Below are 18259 nucleotides of genomic sequence, written 5' to 3' on the forward strand. Positions count from 1 at the left end.
ACGGATCATCCCCGGCGCTGTCGTTTGCTCCATCGGCCAACGACAGCGCAGAAGATTACGCGAGACGGTAGACCTTCGACACCGTGCCCCGGAACAGGGCTTCCCGATCCTGCGCACTCGCCTGCGCGGTCAGGCGTTTAAATGCATTCCAGCCGTTGCTATAAGGATACGAGCCTTTATCGACGGGGAAATTGCTTTCGAACATGCACCGGTCCACGCCGAAAGCCTCGATGCACGTATGCATCCACGGTTTCCACGTTTCGGCGAGTTGACTCGACGAAGGCGGCCGCTCGCCTTTCTCGAAGTCAAACCCGTTGATGCGCATGCCGAGGCCACCGAGCTTCACATACACGTTGGGCAACTGCGCTAGTTCGCGCATCGAACGCGACCATGCCTCGAACACTTCCTTGTGTTTGTCCGCGTAGCTGGCGATTCTCACGACACCGCCGCAATGGTTGATGATGAACGGAATGTCGGGATAAGCCTTCGCCAGATCGAATAGTTCGGGTAACTGAGGAAAGAAGAGCCACGCATCGCAGGAAAGACCCAGTGCCCCGAGTTGCGCCACGCCCGCACGATAGGCCGGATCGAGCAGCAGTCCGCGCGGCGAGGCCGACAACGGATTCACGAGCGTCGCGTCCGCATCCCACGTCGCGAGGTGCCGCACGCCCCGCAAGCGGCCGTCGCCGGCCTGACGCTCCGCTTCGAGAACCTCGCGCACCGCCGCGCCGCGGCGCAGGTCCGCATAGCCCACGATACCTTTTGCGACCTGCGGTTTGCTCTTCTGCAACGGTGACGTTACCTGAGCCACGTATTCGATTTCTCCAACCGGGCGCAACGGTTCCGGGCCCGATTGCCGATAACGCGTGAGTGCCTGCATGTACACCGACGCGGTGATGTTGTGGCCCGATCTCGCGTCCTCGAGATAGTCGTCGAGCAGGTACGTCCATCCCGGCCGCTCGTAGAAGTGATGATGCGCGTCGATGATCGGCAGGTCCGGTTCGAGCGCGGCTTCGGTGCCCGAGGCGAGCCATGCCGCGCGAACGGGAAGGTAGTTGCTGGTCGTGTTCATGCCGTGCGTTTCCTCTTTTGCGAATCCGTGCCGCGCGGTGACGGCGGGGATCATGATCGATGCGGCCGCCATCCCGAGGAGCCGGCGCCGTCGTGGCGAACGAAGCTGGGTCATCTTCATTTTTCCGTGCTGAAGGCATACAGCGAGAGGGTCAGCAAGGTCGTGACGAGCAGCACGATCGACAGACCGATCATGCCGGCCGTGAACGTACCGAAGCTGTCCTTGAGATAACCCACGAGATACGGTCCCGCAAACCCGCCCAGCGCGCCGATCGAATTGATCAGCGCAAGGCCGCCGGCGGCCGCCTGCCCCGAAAGGAACCTGGCCGGCAACGTATAGAAAATCGTGCGGCCCGCGATCGTGCCGATGAGCGCCAGCGTGATACCCGTCATGGCGGGCACCAGGTGATGGAAGTGGGTCGATACGCCGAGCGCCACGGCCCCGATCAGAAGACCCACCGCCAGATTCGCGACGGGGCCGCCGCGGCGGTCGACGCGCCTCGCCCACCAGAGCAGCGCAATGGTGGCAAAGAAGTACGGTATCGCCGAAACCCAGCCGGTCTGCGTCACGCTCATGCCGTGCGCCTTGAGCATCTGCGGCAGCCAGATGCCGATGCCGTAGGAGCCCATCGTGAAGCCGAACGAGATCATCGCGAGAATGTACGTGCGCACATCCTTCAACGCGGCGGAGAAATCCTTCTTCTTCTGGCTGGCCGAGCCCTCGCGGTCGAAGGCGCTCTGCAGCGCCTGCCGTTCTTCCGGCGACAGCCACGCGGCATCGGCCGGCCTGTTCACGAGCATCTTCAGCACGAGGAAGCCGAGTAGGCATGCGGGCAGTCCTTGCGCAATGAACATCCATCTCCAGCCAGCGAGCCCGAGGAAGCCGTCCATATTGAGCAGCCAGGCGGAGAGAGGCGCACCGACGAACGATGAAAGCGGCGTGGAGACGGTGAACCACGCGAGCACACGCGTGCGATAACTCGCGGGAAACCAGATGGCCAGAAAGAAGATAACGCCGGGGAAAAAGCCGGCTTCGCCGATACCCAGCAGGAGCCGGACTGCGTAAAAGCTCTTCGGCCCCACCGCAAGCGCCGTGGCCGCCGCAAAAAAGCCCCACGTAATCATGATGCGCGCCAGCCAGCGCCGCGCGCCGAAGCGATACAGCGCGAGATTGCTTGGCACTTCGAAGATACAGTAGCCCGCGAACATGATGCCGGCACCCCAGCCGAACTGCGTGGCGCTCAGGCCGAGGTCGTGGTTCATGGTCAGCGCGGCGAAGCCCACGCTGGTGCGATCCAGGTAATTGAAGAAATAGGCGAGCGCGAGAAGCGGGATAAAGCGCCACGCGGCCTTTTTCACGGCCTGCTGCTCGAGCGCGGAATCGGCAAGGCTGTCGGCCGCTATAGTCGAGGAAAGGGATGTCATCTATCGTCTCCTGTCGAATCACTGGCCGAGTCGAGCCATGCCGCTTACGCGCGGCACCGTGATTCTCCGTGTGCTGTTCGGGTATCAGGCGCTGGCGGCTTCGTTCGCCGATGGCCTCGTCGTATCGCCGGGCTGCGGGTCCTGACACCTGACGACGCCCGCTTCGGTCAACTGTCTGAGATCTTCCGGCGTGTAGCCGAGCTGCATGAGAAGCGCCCGCGTGTCCTGACCGAGTGAAGGCGGCGCGGCACGCAGTTGCAACCGGTCCCCGCCGAGCGTCAAAGGCAGCAGCGCGGTTTTCGTGGCGACGGCCTGGCCGGCACCGCTGGCGTCGGCCGGCAACGTCACGTCGGCGAGCCCGCCCGTGGCGAGCAGGTGAGGGTCGTCGAACAGATCCTGAGGCTTCGTAATCGGCGCATACGGCAACCCGTTGCGTTCGAAGATCGCGCTGATCTCGGCCGCGGTGAAGGCTTCCATATGCTTGCGAAGCTGCGGCATCAACCAGTCGCGCGCCTGCACCCGTTGATTGTTGGTCGCGATGCGCGCGTCCGCCTTCAGGTCCGCGAGGCCGAACGCGTCGCAGAAGATCGCCCATTGCGTGTCGGACACGACCGCGAGAAAGATCTGTTCGCCGTCCCTGACCGAAAACACGTCGTAGATGCCCCATGCGGAGATGCGGCTCGGCATCGGCGCGGCGGCTTTTCCGGTCACGGCGAACTGCATCATGTGCTGTGCGACGAGAAACACGTTGTTCTCGAATAGTGCGCTTTGAACTTCCTGGCCCAGCCCGGTGCGCTCGCGTTGAGCGAGCGCCGCCATCGCGCCGATCGCGCCGAACATGCCGCCCATGATGTCGTTGACGCTCGTGCCGGCCCGCAACGGACGGTCTTCCGGTCCTGTCATGTAGGCGAGGCCGCCCATCATCTGCACGACCTCGTCGAGCGCGGTACGGTGATCGTACGGACCGGGCAGGAATCCCTTGTGCGATACGTAGACGAGACGCGGATTGAGCCGCGAAAGCGCGGCATAGCCGAGGCCGAGCTTGTCCATCGTGCCGCTTTTGAAGTTCTCGCTGAACACGTCAGCACCGCCAAGCAGCTTGTGCAGAATTTCGAGCCCGCGTGCATCTTTCACGTCGACGGCGATGCTCTTCTTGTTCCGGTTGAAGGTACCGAAGAAACCGGCTCCGGAGCCGCGCAGTACGCGCGTACTGTCGCCCGCTATCGGTTCGACCTTGATGACTTCCGCGCCCAGGTCGGCGAGTACCATGCCGCACGTCGGTCCCATCACCATATGCGTCATCTCGACGACGCGTACGCCGCTATACGGCAGCGCCTGATTCGCTTGCACCTCGCTCATTGCGCCACTCCCAGCAGGCAGCCTTCCGGTTGCGGCGCGCTCGGTACGCGCCCGTCTGAATAGGTAAAACCTTTTGGCAGCCCGGCGTCCTGCACGTGCCCGTACAACGCTTCTCCCGGTAACGCTTCGGCCAGAATCGCGCGCGCGGCGACGAGTTGGTCGATGTCGACGCCCGTGTCGTAGCCCATGGCTTCCAGCAGGAACGCCAGGTCTTCCGTGACGATGTTGCCGGTGGCGCCCGGTGCATACGGGCAGCCGCCAAGGCCGGCCTGACTCGAATCGATCGTCGTCACGCCGACATCGAGCGCGGCAACCACATTGGCCAGTCCCTGGCCGCGCGTGTTGTGGAAGTGCGCGCCGCCCGCCTTGCCGCCGAATTCGGATTGCAGCCGGCGGAACAGACGGCGAACCTGCGCCGGGTTGGCGTAGCCGCTGGTGTCGGACAGGCCGATCTCGTCCACGCCGCATTCGGCCATCGCGGCGCACATGCGCATCGTCTCGTCGTCGGTGACCGTGCCGGCGATCGTGCAGCCGAATGCGACCGACACCCCCGCTTCGATCTGCACGCCGGGAAACCGCTCGTTACGCAATGCAACGATGCTGCGGACCTCTTCGATCATCTGCGCCGTCGTCTTGCGGATATTGGCCATCGAATGCTCGTTGGTCACCGAGACGGGCAGCGTCACCTTGTGCACGCCGGCTTCGAAGGCGCTCTGGGCGCCGCGCAGATTCGGCGCGAGGACCGCGACGTGCAAGCCCGGAATCGACAGCGCATGCGCCACGACCTCGCGGATGTCGGCCATTTGCGGCAGCAGCTTCGGCGGCACGAACGAGCCCACCTCGATCTCCTTGAGTCCGCCGGCGGCCAGCGCGGAGATCCAGCGCAGCTTGGCCGCTGTCGGCATGACGCTTTTGATGCTTTGCAGGCCATCGCGCGGCCCGACTTCGCTGATCAACACCTTGGGGTTGGACGTACTCATCACTGGCTCCTAAGTTCTTACTAAGTTCTATTAGATAGACCTATGTTCTGTTTGAAAGAACTATAGGCGTGCATAGGAGGCCGGTTAAGAGGGGTAAACCCCAGAATTTCTAAAATAATAGAACTTGAGTTCTGTTGAGTAGAACTGTAAAGTCGGGGTGACGATCAAGGAGGAGAACACATGTCTAACAATGCGCTTGCGCCGACGGAGCCGTCGGCCGATGCGTCGGAAACGTCGAGTGGCGTTGCGGTCCTGGATCGCGCATTCGCGATTCTCAACGCCTTTGGACCGACCGATGACCGCCTGACGCTCACCGAACTTTCGCGCCGAACCGGCTTGTACAAGAGCACGGTTTTGCGGCTGCTCGGGGCTTTGGAGCATGGCGGATTCATCCGGAAGCTGAATGACGGGCAGTACGCGATCGGCCATCAGCCGTTGCGTCTCGCCACGCTGTATCAGCGGTCATTTCAGGTCGGTCCGGTGGTCGAGCCGATACTTCAGCAGTTGAGTCGGGAGCAGGGCGAGACGGCCTCTTTTTACGTGCGGCAGGGCGATCAGCGGCTGGTGCTCTACCGGGTGGAGCCGTCGAGAAGTGTCCGGGTCGCGATACGCGTCGGCGAGGAGTTTGCGATCGACAGGGGCGCCTCCGGCAAGGTGCTGCTCGCGTTCACCGAATTATTGGACCCGCGCTGGGATGAGGTGCGCGAACGGCTTTGGGCCGTCTCGTACGGCGAACGCGATCCTGAAACGGCCTCGGCCTCGGTGCCGGTGTTCGATTCGACGGGGCAACTGGTGGGGGCGCTGACGTTATCCGGACCTAAAGGCCGATTCGATGTCCCGGCCGTCATGAACGTTGCGTTGGTGGCTTTGCTCGACAGTGCGAAGCGAGCGACAACGGCTCTCGGCGGCAGGGGTGCGCGATACGATGCGAGCATCGCCAGGTTTGCTCATGAGGACGCTGTCGACGGCATGAGACGACGAGATGCGGATGCCGGTGGTTAGCTGCGGTTGAACTGCCGATGGGCTGTGTGGCGGGGGCTATCGTTGCAGGACTGTTATGCCCTGAGCCAGCCTATCAAGTTCGAAAGCATCGAGGTGTCTTTCACGCCTTCGCAATAGACCTGCCCGTACGGATACTTTGAAGTCGGTGGATGGGTGATTTCCGTCACTTTATAGCCGCGTGCTTCCAGAGCAGCGCGAGCCTGTGCCCGGTAACTTCCGTCACCGTTGTAAAAGATGACTTTCCCTGACTTGTTCAGCAGCGTGTCCGCGCCTTCAATCCAGCCGTCGATCTCGGTCTGGCTGAATCGATCGCGGGGGCCGCGATTGAGGTACTCGAAAGCCACGGTGTCGAATCGACCCTTGCCATGTTCGTATAGCTCGCTGTTTTTATAGTCGGCAAAGTCGAGGGTCAGGTTGGCACCCGCGTCAGGGCTGATATCCACGGTGAAGTCGTTGTGATGGTCGCTCCGGTTTGTGCATGTTGTGCCCTGCATCGTGCCCATTGTGACTTGCTGCGGAGTCGTGCCGCAGCCAATGACGAGGTTCTTTGTTCGTTCATGACGAATCACAAGGTATTCGCGGATATTGAGCGGTGGTGGCGGGCTCCGCTTTCGCTCTGAACTTAGATTGGACAGGGCTGCCAGATCCCCAACGGCACTGGGGTGGGTCGGCGATCGCGGTTGCTGGAGGCGGCGAGATTCGGCTGGCTGGGTACCGCGTGCGTGCTCAGTGGGATTGAGAGGCGGCGACGCAGAGGTGGAACGATTGATCGATGGCATGGGCGATTCTCAGGGTTGCGGCGTATGCGATCGGTTATCGGCAAATAGCGTGGGAAACAGGGCCGTTGAAAGAAACGGCGAAATGGCGATGCAGCAAAGCAGGTTGGATCGCAGGTCAGTTGCCCCTCATGCGCCACGGCGTGATCTGATCATAATCAGCCAGCGTGCCGGTATGGGATCGCTTCGCGAAGCGATTGCGCAGATAGCGAAGGGTCGCCGCCAAAGCGGCACAGCAGGCCGGCCCGGCGATACAGCAGCATGCCGACGTTTCATGCTTCGGCAGCGGACCCACCCGGTGAGTCGTTCTCAGGCGACGAGCAACCGGGCAGCAAGCGCCGTTGCGGCTGGAACCGCCAGTTTCAACCCGAAGGCAGTCAAGGTACTGCCGGAAAGGAACTCGACGCGCCGACGCTGTTTCGCGTAGAAATTCGCCACTGACTTGACCGTGGCAACCAGTACGATATTGCAGCGGGTCAACACGCTGACGCAGGCCACGCCAACGACCAGAGCCACCGCCACGGAGAGCGGCGGTTTGACGGAAAGAGCCGTGAGAAACAGGGACGAAAAAAAGATGATGGCCTGTGCATTGAGCATGCCGGCAGTGAGGCCGATCCGGTAGGCATGCGAGGCGCTCAAGGCGACTGCACGCCTTTGTGCATCGGACGAGGGAGACGGTGTCCGGTTGCTCAGCATGAACCGCAATCCGCCCTGGATAAACCAGAGTCCGCCGAGCAGACTGATGCCTTTCACAAGGAAAATGCTCTGGCCTAAAAGGGTCGCGAGGCCGGCGGTGGCTGCTACCGCAAACAGGGTGTCGGCCGTCGCCAAACCCAGTGCGATGAACAAGCCAGAACGCTGACCATGATTCATGGCATTGCTAACTGTCAGGACGAAAGAGGCGCCGGGCGTCAGGACATTGAGCGCGAAAACGCCGAGCATGGCGAAGAAAGTCGTCAATTTCGTTTCCTTTGGCAGCTCACGTGCCGGGCAGGACGTGTCATGCCATTCGGCATGCATGCGGTTGGGTTGACAGGCGAACATACGTGTCGATCCGTTGCCGACAGGACACGACAACGTCAATGCCTTTCCTCGGTGTTCTTTTCTGGCTACTGACTACGACGGGCGAGGTGCGCCCTGTCGGGTAATCGGCAATGACTTGGGAGGCCCCGTGCCCGACGTCGGCGGAATATCGTGGTTCGATTCGCTGAGGATCGTGTCGTGCGCTTACCCGTTGCTACACAGTTCGGAGCTGGCGGTGCCGATACGTTCGTCGATTTCGCCTATCGCCGCGCGGATCCGCTTCACCCGTAAGGTCTGTGCGGGGATGAGTTCTACGGTTTGCATCGCCTCGACACGATTACGCCAATATGAAAGCGAAAGCGGAATAGAGTCCAAAACCGACAGTCGAAAAATGACATGTTCGAGATGTCGAATGTCCTGTTCGATCTGCTGGCAATTCATTATTTCCCCGATCCATACGAAACTGCCCGGCCTTCAATGGGCCGTTTGCCGTGTTGTTTTCGGTCTTCCCGCTTTCCCCGAGGTCCCTCGCGCTTGTTCTGTTTCTCAATGGGTAGAACGGTACCGGACGGGCGGGTTCCGAGTAAATACTGCATATGCAGTATTTACCCGGCAAAGTTGTCGGCGTGGCGCAGCGCAGCGCCTCGCATGAGGCCGCGGGATGGTGAGATGGCGAGACGCGCTCAGCCGGGCGGCGCGTCGATCAACGCACGGAGTTCCTGCGGATCGAGCGGTTTGTGCATGACGCGAAAGCCGCTCGACGACGTGGCATTGATGCCGTCTGTCGAGGTATCCCCGGTAATGATGATTGCCGGTATTGTGCGATCGATGGAATCGAATACGGCATGGATAATATCGGTGCCGCTGACGTGCCTCGTCAACCTGAAGTCGGTCACGAGCATTTCCAGCGCGTCGCGATGCGACTTTGCCGCCGCGACCGCGTGTTCCAGCGATTGTGCGGTGATCGCCGTGTGTCCCCACGCCCGCAGCAGGCTCTCCATGCTGCACAGCACATCGCGGTCGTCGTCGACGACCAGAATCGTCTTCTGCCGGCGCTCCCGGGCCGGCAGGCCGAGCCGTCCCTCTCCCCTGGCGCCGGGCGTCATGGCATGCGGCATCGACCGCAGCCGCACGGAGAATCGCGAGCCGCGCCCCGGCACGGAACGAACATGGACACGGGCTCCCAGCAGTGCCGCCGTACGCTGCACGATGGCGAGGCCGAGGCCCAGCCCTTGTTCCCGGTCGCGTGCCGCATTATCGACCTGATAGAACTCGCGGAAGATGTTCGATAGCTGATCGGGCTCGATGCCGATGCCGGTGTCGAATACCTGGATCTCCACATGGTCGCCGCGATGCCGGCTGGCAACCAGAATGCCTCCGCGGCGGGTGTAGCGCACGGCATTGGACAACAGGTTCGAGAGCATGTTGAGCAGCAGGACGGCATCCGTTTCCAGCCAGATCGAGGTCGGCCTGATTCTGAGCGTCAGGCCTTTGGCCGTCGCCGCCTGCAAAAACTGGTTCTCCAGCGCGTCCAGTTCATGCTGCAACTCGAAGCGGCGCGGTTCGACTTCGACGACGCCGGCGTCGAGCCGCGAAATATCCAGCAATACGTTCAGCAATTGAGACATGCCTTTCAGCGCGGTCCGAAGCCGTTCGGCAATGTCGTTGAGCGCTTCGCGCTCGACGGCCGGAGCCTCGGCCATCGCGCGCAGCGTCGCGATGTAGAGACCCAGCGCATGGGTCGGCTGGCGCAGGTCATGGCTGGCGGCAGCGAGGAATTGCGATTTGCTTCGATTGGCGAATTCGGCCCGCTCCTTTTCCTCGGTCAACTGCCGGATCAGGCCGATATTTTCGAAGCGCAAGCAGACGGTGTCCCGCACGGTGTGCTGCAGCGTTCGGCTGAAGGCGAGATTCACCCCCAGCAGAAACAGCGAAAGGAATCCCAGCACCGAGAACAGCGCGTTGCCGTACGCAAACGAGCGAATGGCAAACGGCAGGACAGTCAGCAGTGCAAACGTGACGTAGGTCGGCCACCAGGAGGACAGTGAGGCAACCGAACCGCCGGTCATGCCTGCCAGCACGATGCAGGTCAGTACTGTCACGATGGTGTTGTCCGGGGCGAAGAACAGAACGCCCATGGAACCCCACAGACAGCCGGACAGGGCGGCGAAGAAGGTGTAGCGCATCGCGCGGCTGTTCGCTGTTTCTACCGGGTGCCTGGCGGTCCGGCGATCTCTCCATATCATCACGAAACGAATGCTCGTCAACACGTAGATCGCGGCAGCCCAGGCAAGCAGATCGTGCCGAGGAACCTCGTGCCACAGCAGGAAGATCGTCAGGCTGACCACCGCGAGATTGCCGAAGAGAATCGGCGGCGACTGGCGATACAACGTATTGATCAGTTCCAGTCGCACGTCGGCGCTATGTTCTTGAGGTATCTTTCTTCTCGCCATCTTGAAGATGTTTTTATCTGAACTTGTGTGGAATCGGGCTTTTCGTAAAATACCGTCGGCCATGGGGGCAGTGTATCGGACACTTGTCCGGCATTGTCGTAAGAACGCGGGCTGTCAGTCGGCTCGAAAAACAGCGAAAGAAAAATGAAAAATATCGTACTGGCTGAAGATCACGCCATGATCCGCGACGGGATGAAATTGCTGTTGATGACCCAACCCAACTGGCGCGTTGTGGGAGAAACGGGAGACGGGGCGGCCGTGAGTCGACTCGTACGCGAGACGCGAGCGGATTTGTTGCTGCTCGATCTGGATTTACCCGGTTGCCGCGGCCTCGATCTGGCCCAGCAAATCAAGACCGAATCGCCGGGAACCGGAATCCTGGTCGTTACGGGCAACCAGAATGCGTCCGCGGTGCGATCCGCGCTGGCTGCCGGGGTGGACGGATACGTGCTCAAACACGAGGACAGCAGCGAACTGCTGCAGGCCATTTCCCTCGTCTTCTCCGGCACCCGCTACGTGAGCAAGGTACTCGCCCACGCGCTGGAAAGCACTGACCACGGCGCTGGGCAATCGATGACATCTCGCGAGAAGGAGATTCTCGTCCTGATCGCAAACGGATACTCCAGCCAGGACATCGCGAGAAAGCTGACGTTGAGCGTACTCACCGTGAGAAAACATCGGCAGAACCTGATGTCGAAGCTGGCGTTGCACAACGTGGCCGAACTGACGGCCTATGCGATCCGTGACGGTTTGGCCTCCGCGGTGCCGGAGGTTGTCCCGTCCGTTCGGACCGATTGCGGCACGACTTGACCTCCGGGGGCATGGTCTCGTGCCGCCGGCGCCACCTGTCGTGTCTGGAGACCGGCAAGGCTCAGCTGAGCCGGGAGAGGGTGATCCGGCTCGCGGGATACCTCGATATCCCGCTGCAGGATCGAAATACGCTGACGGGCACGACACGCCCGAACGGGTCACCGCCCAATGCAGATTCTCCCATGTCGACACGCTGAGACAATCCTTTGCGAGGCATGTCGGGATAACGCCGGCTGAGTATCGGAAACGCCTGGTGTACATGGCTCGAATCGATGCCTGATCGGCACGCCACATGCGATGGCAGGAAACGACGGTCGCCTGGCAGAAATGCCTTGCATTCGACTATTGAGGGAGCAGTGCGATATCGCAATACTTGAACCCGATAAAGCGGGCTCGTACCCGCGAGTCATGTTACCTACCTCAAAAGGAGTCATCCTATGGCCACCACCATTGCCGGAATCCGGATTCCCGACAGCGCGATGGCACGCGCGGCGACCGAATTTGTTCGCGACACCGAATCGGACCTGCTCTATAACCATTCGCGGCGCGTGTTTCTTTTTGGTGCCCTTACCGGAGAGAGAAAGCAGTTCAAATACGATGCGGAATTGCTCTATATCGGCGCGATGTTTCATGACATCGGTCTGGTCGATGCCTATAGCAGCAAGGCAGACCGCTTCGAAGTCGATGGGGCGAATGCGGCGCGAGATTTCCTCAGGCAGTACAACGTGAGCGAGTACGACATCGAGCAGGTATGGCTGTCGATCGCATTGCATACGACGCCCGGCGTGCCGGAGCATCTGAAGCCGGTAGTCTCGCTGGTGACGGCGGGTGTCGAGATGGACGTACTTGGGCTTGCGTACGGCGAGTTCAGCGAGGAGCAGCGGGTGCAGGTGGTGGAGGCTCATCCGCGCGAAAAGGACTTCAAGAACGGCATCATCGATGCGTTTGCTCATGGCACGAAGAAGAAACCCGAGACGACATTCGGTAACGTCAAGGCCGATGTGCTCGATCTTCGCGACCCCACGTACAGGCGACTGAACTTTTGCAAGATCATTTTGACGTCGGCGTGGGACGATTCGAACGGGCATGTGCACGACACGCACTGCGCTTGCGGCGGCGCTGCTTCTGCAACGGTGTAATAGCGGCAGCAGTCGGGAAAGTGCTGATCGCCGTCAGGGAGCAGACCTCATTCGTGCCGACTGCCGGCGAAACGCCCGCACGACTTCCAGAAACGCCGTCAGCGCGGGCGCCGTATCGCCTTTCCGGTACAGGCAGTTCAGTTCGATATGGCGAAGACGTCGCGAACGCAATGGCCGATAAGCGAGGCCCGGTAGTTTGAGATTTGCCGCAGAGGCCGTTGTAATACAGACGCCGAAACGGCTCGCGGCAAGACTCATCGCGGTAATGACATCCTCGACTTCCTGCTCCACGACGAGCGCGATGCGTTCTTCGGCAAATGCGTCGGTGACTTCCTGCGCGAGACCGCGAAGCGCCGCATTGGGATAGAGAATCATGGGCTGGTTGTCCAGATCACCGAGCGATAGGGTGTTCTTGCGAGCGAGTGGATGCTGCTCGTGCAGGGCGACGATAAATTGTTCCTTCAGCACCGTCTCTACGACAATGTCGTCTTCAGCGGGCACGTAGCGATTAAATCCGACGCTGATGCGGCGCTCGCGTAACGCCTCGATTTGGCCGGCCTTCGACAGGTTGTGCAAGCCGATTTTCACGCCCGGCCGATCTGTATGAAATCTTGCCAGCAGCTGAGGTATCGCATGTAGTACCCCTGACGTAAAGATGCCGACATCGAGCCTGCCCAACATGCCTTGGCCTGCCAGTTGGGTATGTTCCGTGGCGCGCCGCGTGAGCGTCAGGATATTGGGTACTTCCGCGAGCAATGTTCTGCCCGCTTCCGTCAGTTCCGCTCCCTTGGGGGTGCGAACGAATAGCGCCGCGCCCAATTCGTCTTCCAGAGCCCTGATATGCCGGGTCAACGGCGGCTGGGCCATATGCAGGCGTTGCGCGGCACGCCCGAAGTGCTGTTCTTCAGCGACAGCCAGGAAGTAACGCATCTGTTTCAGTTCCATGGACCACGGGTCTCCTTCATACCGAAACCGTATCGTAACGGCAAAAAACGGTATTGGACTGTATCCGGGCGGCCTCGGCAAGATGACGTACATCGCGGTGCCGTTCGTGCTCGCCGCTCAATCAGGATGGATTCTCTATGCCTATCGTGCACATTTCCCTCGTTGCCGGTCGCAGTGACGATGCCGTCAAGGCCTGTGTCAAGGCCGTTGCGATTGCCGTTCACGAGAGTATCGGCGCACCGCTCGACAGTATCCGCGTCTATGCCACTCAGGTGCCGTCCGCTCACTGGGCCGTAGGCGCTCAAACCAAAGACGAGCTGGTCGCGGCGAGTGACGTGAGCGCGTCTCCGGCTGGAGCGGTGAGATGAACGCCGGGCAGATCAAGGATGCGGCGTCGGCTCTGCGCGCCGCGGCCCACACGCATGCGTTTCTGGCGCCGTTGCGCGAAACGTACCCTGACATGACCATCGACGACGCTTATGCGGTCCAGAGCGAGAACGTCCAGTGGCGGATCGATGAGGGGCGGCGCATCGTCGGCGCCAAGATCGGCCTGACGTCCGTGGCAGTTCAACGACAGCTCGGCGTCGATCAACCGGATTTTGGCGTCCTGTTTGACGACATGAGCTTCGGACACGGCGAACCGGTTCCCGTTGGCTTGCTCACACAGCCGAAGGTCGAGGCTGAGATCGCGTTCGTGCTGGGCCGCGATATCCACGTGGGCGACGCGGGGCATGCAACGTTCGCGGATGTCGTGGCCGCCGTCGACTATGCGCTGCCCGCGATCGAGATCGTAGGCAGTCGCATTGCGAACTGGAATATCGGCATCGTCGACACCGTAGCGGACAACGCATCGTCGTCGGCGTTCGTATTGGGGGGGCGCCCCGTGAAGCTGGATGCCTTCGATCTCCGGCTGTGCGGCATGCTGCTCGAGCGTCGCGGCGAACCCGTCTCGGTCGGGGCGGGGGCTGCTTGCCTTGGCCATCCGCTCAACGCGGTCACATGGCTGGCGCGCACCATGATCGAGCGAGGCACGCCGCTGCGCGCCGGCAGCGTGGTGTTGTCGGGCGCGCTGGGTCCGATGGTATCGGTCGAGCCCGGAGACCGATTTGAAGCTCATATTCATGGTCTCGGTTCCGTCAGCGCTGTTTTTGAATCCCATTCGAAAGAGCCATCCTGATGAGCCAGATCCAATCCATTGCCGCACAACTCGACGACGCAGCTCGTCACGCGCACGCGATATCGCAATTCGATCCTCAGGGAGCGTTGTCGCTTGAGGACGCGTACGCGATCCAGCGCACGTCGATCGAGCGACGTCTCGTGCGAGGCGAGCGACGAGTCGGCGTAAAAATGGGCTTTACCAGTCGCGCCAAGATGGCGCAGATGGGTCTTTCCGATGTTATCTGGGGGCGTCTGACGTCCGCGATGCAGGTTGAAGAAGGTTCGGCAATCGACCTGTCGCGCTATGTGCATCCGCGGGTCGAACCCGAGCTGGCCTTTGTTCTGAAGCGGGGTCTTCACGGCAACGAGACGGGCCCTGCTGCGCTGGCTGCTGTCGAGGCGATCGCTCCCGCACTGGAGATCATCGATTCGCGTTACCGCGACTTCCGCTTCAGCTTGAGCGAGGTTATCGCAGACAACGCGTCGTCCAGCGGTTTCGTCATCGGGCCGTGGAGCGATCCACGCGCAGACTTCTCGAATCTCGGGCTCGTGATGAGCATTGACGGACGAACCGTTCAAGTCGGTTCTACGGGCGCGCTGCTCGGCCATCCGCTACGTTCGCTGGTGGCGGCAGCGCGCCTTTCCGCGGCGGCGGGTGAGCCATTGGAGGCGGGTGACGTCGTGATGGCGGGCGGTGCGACTTCGGCCGAATGGCTCAAACCCGGGCAGTACATTGGCGTGGAGATGGAACGGATCGGCCGTGCCGGTTTCCACACGGACAGGCAGCCATTGATCGGTCAGTAGGGCGAAGCGTTATGGAGGGCGACATGACGGACAAGCTAAAGGTGGCAATCATCGGATCCGGGAATATCGGCACCGATCTGATGATCAAGATCCTGCGTAATGGCCGGCACCTGGAAATGGGCGCCATGGTCGGCGTCGATCCCGCATCGGACGGCCTGGCCCGTGCGGCGCGCATGGGCGTGATGACGACCGCGAAAGGCATTGAAGGCTTGCTCGAGCTGGGGATGTTTGGCGAGATCGACATCGTGTTCGACGCCACATCGGCGGATGCACATGCGCGTCACAACGAGATCCTGCAGGCACACGGCATTCAGGTCATTGACCTCACACCGGCCGCTATTGGGCCGTACGTGATTCCGGCGATCAACCTGGAGTCGGAAAACGCCTCCAACGTGAACATGGTCACGTGTGGAGGGCAGGCCACGATCCCGATCGTCGCCGCGGTGTCTCAAGTCGCCAAGGTGCACTATGCCGAAATCGTCGCGTCGATCAGTAGCAGGTCGGCAGGCCCGGGCACGCGCGCCAACATCGATGAATTCACCGAAACGACGCGAGCCGCTATTGAACAGATCGGGGGTGCAACGCGAGGCAAGGCCATCATCATCCTGAACCCGGCCGAGCCGCCGCTTGCCATGCGCGATACCGTGTTCGTTCTGTCGGACGCTGTCGACACGCGCGCTGTCGATGCAGGCATCGAGCGCATGGTCGCCGCCGTGCAAGCGTACGTCCCGGGTTATCGTCTGAAGCAGAAGGTGCAGTTCGACATGATCGAACGGGACAAGCCATTGAATGTGCCGGGCGTGGGTACAAGACACGGCTTGAAAACCTCGGTCTTCCTCGAAGTCGAAGGCGCCGGCCACTATCTGCCTGCCTACGCCGGCAATCTGGACATCATGACATCGGCGGCACTGGCTTGTGGGGAAACGATGGCTCGCCGGCGAATGGCGGCCGGCGTGGCGCGTGGTCGGAAGGAGGTTGCGTAAGTGAACAGCATGAACCGCAAAATCTACGTTTCCGATGTCACTTTGCGTGACGGTAGTCACGCGATTCGGCATCAATATGGTATCGAAAACGTAAGATTGATCGCGTCCGCTCTCGACGCGGCCGGTGTCGATAGCATAGAAGTCGCTCACGGCGACGGCATTGAAGGATCGAGCTTTAACTATGGCTTCGGCTTGCATTCGGACGTCGCATGGATCGAAGCTGCTGCGGCGAGCGTCACGCACGCGAAAATTGCGACCTTGCTCATTCCGGGAATCGGCACGATTCATGACTTGCGGAATGCTTACGATGCCGGTGCGAGAATTGTCCGTGTGGCGACGCATTGCACCGAGGCCGACGTATCGCGACAGCATCTGGAGTTCGCAAGCAAGCTTGGAATGGACGCCGTCGGCTTTCTGATGATGAGCCATATGACGACGCCCGCCAGGCTCGCGGAGCAGGCCCGGCTGATGGAGCGCTACGGTGCAACCTGTGTCTATGTCGTCGATTCGGGCGGGGCGCTCGGAATGAACGATGTCAGGGAGCGATTCCGGGCATTCAAGGACGTACTGAAGCCGCAGACGTTGACCGGCATGCATGCTCATCACAACCTGGGTCTCGGGGTTGCCAATTCGCTCGTGGCACTCGAAGAAGGCTGTGACCGTATCGATGCAAGCCTGGCTGGAATGGGGGCAGGCGCGGGTAATGCGCCGCTTGAAGTGTTCGTTGCCGCCGCGGAGCGGCAGGGATGGCGTCATGGCTGCGATTTATACCGCCTGATGGACGCCGCCGATGACCTCGTGCGTCCACTTCAGGACCGGCCCGTCAGGGTCGATCGTGAAACGTTGGCACTCGGTTATGCGGGCGTCTACTCGAGTTTTCTCAGGCATGCAGAACTTGCGGCGAGAAAGTACGGGTTGAAAACGGTCGATATCCTTGTGGAACTGGGGCGTCGGAAGATGGTGGGCGGTCAGGAGGACATGATCGTCGATGTCGCGTTGGACCTGGTTTCGCTTGCCTCGGGCGGCGTACTGGCAACCGACGCCAGCAGCCATCGGCGATCCGCAACCCTGACTGAATGAATCGGTATGGGTGACGCTCGTTCGACGAAGTCAATCGCTTTCCTGCACGATCAGGCGCAGACATTTCAGGAACAGCGGGCGGTATTCCTGCGGCAGGCGTTCGAGAAGTTTCTTTTCGACGCTTGAGTCACGCGTCATCATTCGATCAAGCAGCGCCGCGCCGGCAGGGGCGAGAAATAATTCATACGCCCGGGCATCGGTTGCGGCCGGGGTTCGTTCGATAAGACGGTTGGCGCACAGCCGCTTTACCATCTCGGCGACGGTATTGCGGTCCATAAAAAGCTGTTCCGCGAGCAGGTTTTGACTCATTCCGGGATGTTGATAGAGGGCGATCAGGGCAGCTTTCTGTCGTGGCGTGACCGATTCATCGTGGAATTCCGAGGCAAACAACTCTTCCGCTTTGAAGTGAGCACGACGCAAGAGATGCGACGTCACTTGATCCAGCCGGAAAGCGTCCAGAATCTTCGTGGTGACTGGGGACAATTCAGGGTAGTTCTTTTTTTTATGCATATCGTGGGTTCCAGAGTCGAATAACAGGTCGCTCGCCGGTGTCCGTGAAGGCGCATAACGGGCAGATGGCTACAGTCGGTTGCCGACATATTATACGTATAGAGACAATGCGATTGATGCCGGCAGACTATCAAGGTGTTGGCTTGACCAGTCTTAACCAGGCATGATCTCGGAGTGAATTCGGGTTAATCCCAATAATTTTGGCTATTTTTAGTTTGACAGTGCAAGTTGTGCTACTTAGACTTTGAATTGCCATAGAGCGAATTGACTTGCTTATAAATGACGTATACGTACTATTTGAATGTGTTCATGCCGGAATATCCGGCAGCGGATGGAGGAACGAGGTGCGTCGACTTATGAGACCTTCGGCATTGCCGGCTCCGAGGTTTCGCTATACACCGGTTGTCCGGGTAGGTTCTCTAGTGTTCGTGTCCGGACTGATTGGACTCGACCGGATGACGGGCGAATTGGCAACGGGTGGTGCGGCGGAGGAGACCCGGCAGGTGTTGCACAACTTGCTCGCACTTTGCGAGGCGGAGAAGTGGTCACTTAGAACCCTCGTGTTCGCGCGGGTATACTGCGCCGGCCACGAGAGTGCCGCAGCCGTGAATGATGCATGGGACGAGTTCTTCAGGAATGAGCCGCTGCCAGCAAGAAGCTTTGTCGTCGTAGCGGGACTGCCGCTTGGGGCGGCAGTCGAAATTGAATTCCAGCTAGTTGTCTGAAAGGAGGCAATCGTGA

The 18259-nt window shown here is 60.7% G+C and carries 20 protein-coding genes and 1 pseudogene; 11 read left to right on the plus strand and 10 right to left on the minus strand.

Annotated features, from left to right (window positions below; translation table 11 throughout):
- Window positions 1–55: 55 nt before the first annotated feature.
- From GXB81_RS04295 to GXB81_RS04310, 4 genes are all read right to left on the minus strand, one after another.
- Window positions 56–1186, minus strand: coding sequence for an amidohydrolase family protein (locus GXB81_RS04295; protein WP_205988467.1), 1131 nt, complete (start codon window positions 1184–1186; stop codon window positions 56–58).
- A gap of 2 nt (window positions 1187–1188) precedes the next feature.
- Window positions 1189–2496: an MFS transporter gene (locus GXB81_RS04300; protein WP_205988468.1), complete on the minus strand. Its 1308-nt coding sequence runs from the start codon at window positions 2494–2496 to the stop codon at window positions 1189–1191.
- A gap of 84 nt (window positions 2497–2580) precedes the next feature.
- Window positions 2581–3855 carry a CaiB/BaiF CoA-transferase family protein gene (locus tag GXB81_RS04305; RefSeq protein WP_167047131.1) on the minus strand — a complete coding sequence of 425 codons (1275 nt, stop codon included), beginning with the start codon at window positions 3853–3855 and terminating at the stop codon, window positions 2581–2583.
- Complete coding sequence (locus tag GXB81_RS04310) at window positions 3852–4835, minus strand: hydroxymethylglutaryl-CoA lyase (RefSeq protein ID WP_167047128.1); 984 nt, start codon at window positions 4833–4835, stop codon at window positions 3852–3854. Before GXB81_RS04310 ends, GXB81_RS04305 begins: the two co-directional genes overlap by 4 nt.
- A gap of 180 nt (window positions 4836–5015) precedes the next feature.
- Between GXB81_RS04310 and GXB81_RS04315 the strand changes: the two genes are divergently transcribed.
- Window positions 5016–5837, plus strand: a complete 822-nt coding sequence (locus GXB81_RS04315; protein ID WP_167047125.1) for an IclR family transcriptional regulator — start codon at window positions 5016–5018, stop codon at window positions 5835–5837.
- Between the two features lie 53 nt (window positions 5838–5890).
- Here GXB81_RS04315 and GXB81_RS04320 read toward each other — a convergent pair whose 3' ends face one another.
- Window positions 5891–6616 carry a hypothetical protein gene (locus GXB81_RS04320; protein ID WP_167047122.1) on the minus strand — a complete coding sequence of 242 codons (726 nt, stop codon included), beginning with the start codon at window positions 6614–6616 and terminating at the stop codon, window positions 5891–5893.
- Here GXB81_RS04320 and GXB81_RS04325 point away from each other — a divergent pair.
- Window positions 6610–6765: a hypothetical protein gene (locus GXB81_RS04325; protein WP_167047119.1), complete on the plus strand. Its 156-nt coding sequence runs from the start codon at window positions 6610–6612 to the stop codon at window positions 6763–6765. The two genes, GXB81_RS04320 and GXB81_RS04325, sit on opposite strands and share 7 nt — an antisense overlap.
- 157 nt (window positions 6766–6922) lie before the next feature.
- Here the strand turns inward: GXB81_RS04325 and GXB81_RS04330 are convergent, their stop codons facing one another.
- From GXB81_RS04330 to GXB81_RS04340, 3 genes are all read right to left on the minus strand, one after another.
- Entirely contained in the window at window positions 6923–7657 is a 735-nt protein-coding gene (locus GXB81_RS04330; RefSeq protein ID WP_205988469.1) for a LysE family translocator, read from the minus strand.
- Window positions 7658–7840: 183 nt separating this feature from the next.
- Entirely contained in the window at window positions 7841–8077 is a 237-nt protein-coding gene (locus GXB81_RS04335; protein ID WP_167283029.1) for a hypothetical protein, read from the minus strand.
- Between the two features lie 242 nt (window positions 8078–8319).
- Window positions 8320–10152, minus strand: coding sequence for an ATP-binding protein (locus GXB81_RS04340; protein ID WP_241016233.1), 1833 nt, complete (start codon window positions 10150–10152; stop codon window positions 8320–8322).
- Between the two features lie 81 nt (window positions 10153–10233).
- On the opposite strand from GXB81_RS04340, the gene GXB81_RS04345 reads away from it, so the two are divergent.
- The 3 genes and pseudogenes from GXB81_RS04345 (at window position 10234) to GXB81_RS04350 (ending at window position 12038) form a co-directional block, all read left to right on the plus strand.
- On the plus strand, window positions 10234–10899 hold the full coding sequence (locus GXB81_RS04345) for a response regulator transcription factor (RefSeq protein WP_167047110.1): 666 nt from the start codon (window positions 10234–10236) through the stop codon (window positions 10897–10899).
- 133 nt (window positions 10900–11032) lie between these two features.
- Window positions 11033–11179, plus strand: a pseudogene (locus tag GXB81_RS31325) (AraC family transcriptional regulator); the annotation flags it as partial.
- A gap of 157 nt (window positions 11180–11336) precedes the next feature.
- Window positions 11337–12038 (plus strand): HD domain-containing protein, encoded by a 702-nt coding sequence (locus GXB81_RS04350; RefSeq protein ID WP_167047107.1) that lies wholly within the window; start codon window positions 11337–11339, stop codon window positions 12036–12038.
- A 33-nt stretch (window positions 12039–12071) separates the two neighbouring features.
- On the opposite strand, the gene GXB81_RS04355 is transcribed toward GXB81_RS04350, so the two are convergent.
- Window positions 12072–12983, minus strand: coding sequence for a LysR family transcriptional regulator (locus tag GXB81_RS04355; protein ID WP_205988470.1), 912 nt, complete (start codon window positions 12981–12983; stop codon window positions 12072–12074).
- A 137-nt stretch (window positions 12984–13120) separates the two neighbouring features.
- Between GXB81_RS04355 and GXB81_RS04360 the strand changes: the two genes are divergently transcribed.
- The 5 genes from GXB81_RS04360 to dmpG are packed head-to-tail and all read left to right on the plus strand — an operon-like array spanning window position 13121 to window position 17008.
- A complete protein-coding gene (locus tag GXB81_RS04360; protein WP_167047101.1) occupies window positions 13121–13351 on the plus strand; it encodes a tautomerase family protein in 231 nt (76 codons plus the stop codon).
- The gene (locus GXB81_RS04365; RefSeq protein WP_205988471.1) at window positions 13348–14160 is read left to right on the plus strand and encodes a fumarylacetoacetate hydrolase family protein; all 813 of its coding nucleotides are present in this window, start codon (window positions 13348–13350) and stop codon (window positions 14158–14160) included. The genes GXB81_RS04360 and GXB81_RS04365 overlap by 4 nt, the downstream gene beginning before the upstream one ends.
- Window positions 14160–14945, plus strand: coding sequence for a fumarylacetoacetate hydrolase family protein (locus tag GXB81_RS04370; RefSeq protein ID WP_205988472.1), 786 nt, complete (start codon window positions 14160–14162; stop codon window positions 14943–14945). Before GXB81_RS04365 ends, GXB81_RS04370 begins: the two co-directional genes overlap by 1 nt.
- Before the next feature lie 23 nt (window positions 14946–14968).
- Window positions 14969–15928, plus strand: coding sequence for an acetaldehyde dehydrogenase (acetylating) (locus GXB81_RS04375; RefSeq protein WP_205988473.1), 960 nt, complete (start codon window positions 14969–14971; stop codon window positions 15926–15928).
- Window positions 15929–17008, plus strand: a complete 1080-nt coding sequence (gene dmpG / locus GXB81_RS04380) for a 4-hydroxy-2-oxovalerate aldolase (protein ID WP_205988474.1) — start codon at window positions 15929–15931, stop codon at window positions 17006–17008.
- A 30-nt stretch (window positions 17009–17038) separates the two neighbouring features.
- Here dmpG and GXB81_RS04385 read toward each other — a convergent pair whose 3' ends face one another.
- Complete coding sequence (locus tag GXB81_RS04385) at window positions 17039–17518, minus strand: MarR family winged helix-turn-helix transcriptional regulator (protein ID WP_167047087.1); 480 nt, start codon at window positions 17516–17518, stop codon at window positions 17039–17041.
- Window positions 17519–17874: 356 nt separating this feature from the next.
- On the opposite strand from GXB81_RS04385, the gene GXB81_RS04390 reads away from it, so the two are divergent.
- Window positions 17875–18243, plus strand: coding sequence for a RidA family protein (locus tag GXB81_RS04390; RefSeq protein ID WP_167047084.1), 369 nt, complete (start codon window positions 17875–17877; stop codon window positions 18241–18243).
- Window positions 18244–18259 lie beyond the last annotated feature (16 nt).

The organism is Paraburkholderia sp. Ac-20336 (assembly GCF_017105025.1).
In the GTDB taxonomy this organism is placed as follows: domain Bacteria; phylum Pseudomonadota; class Gammaproteobacteria; order Burkholderiales; family Burkholderiaceae; genus Paraburkholderia.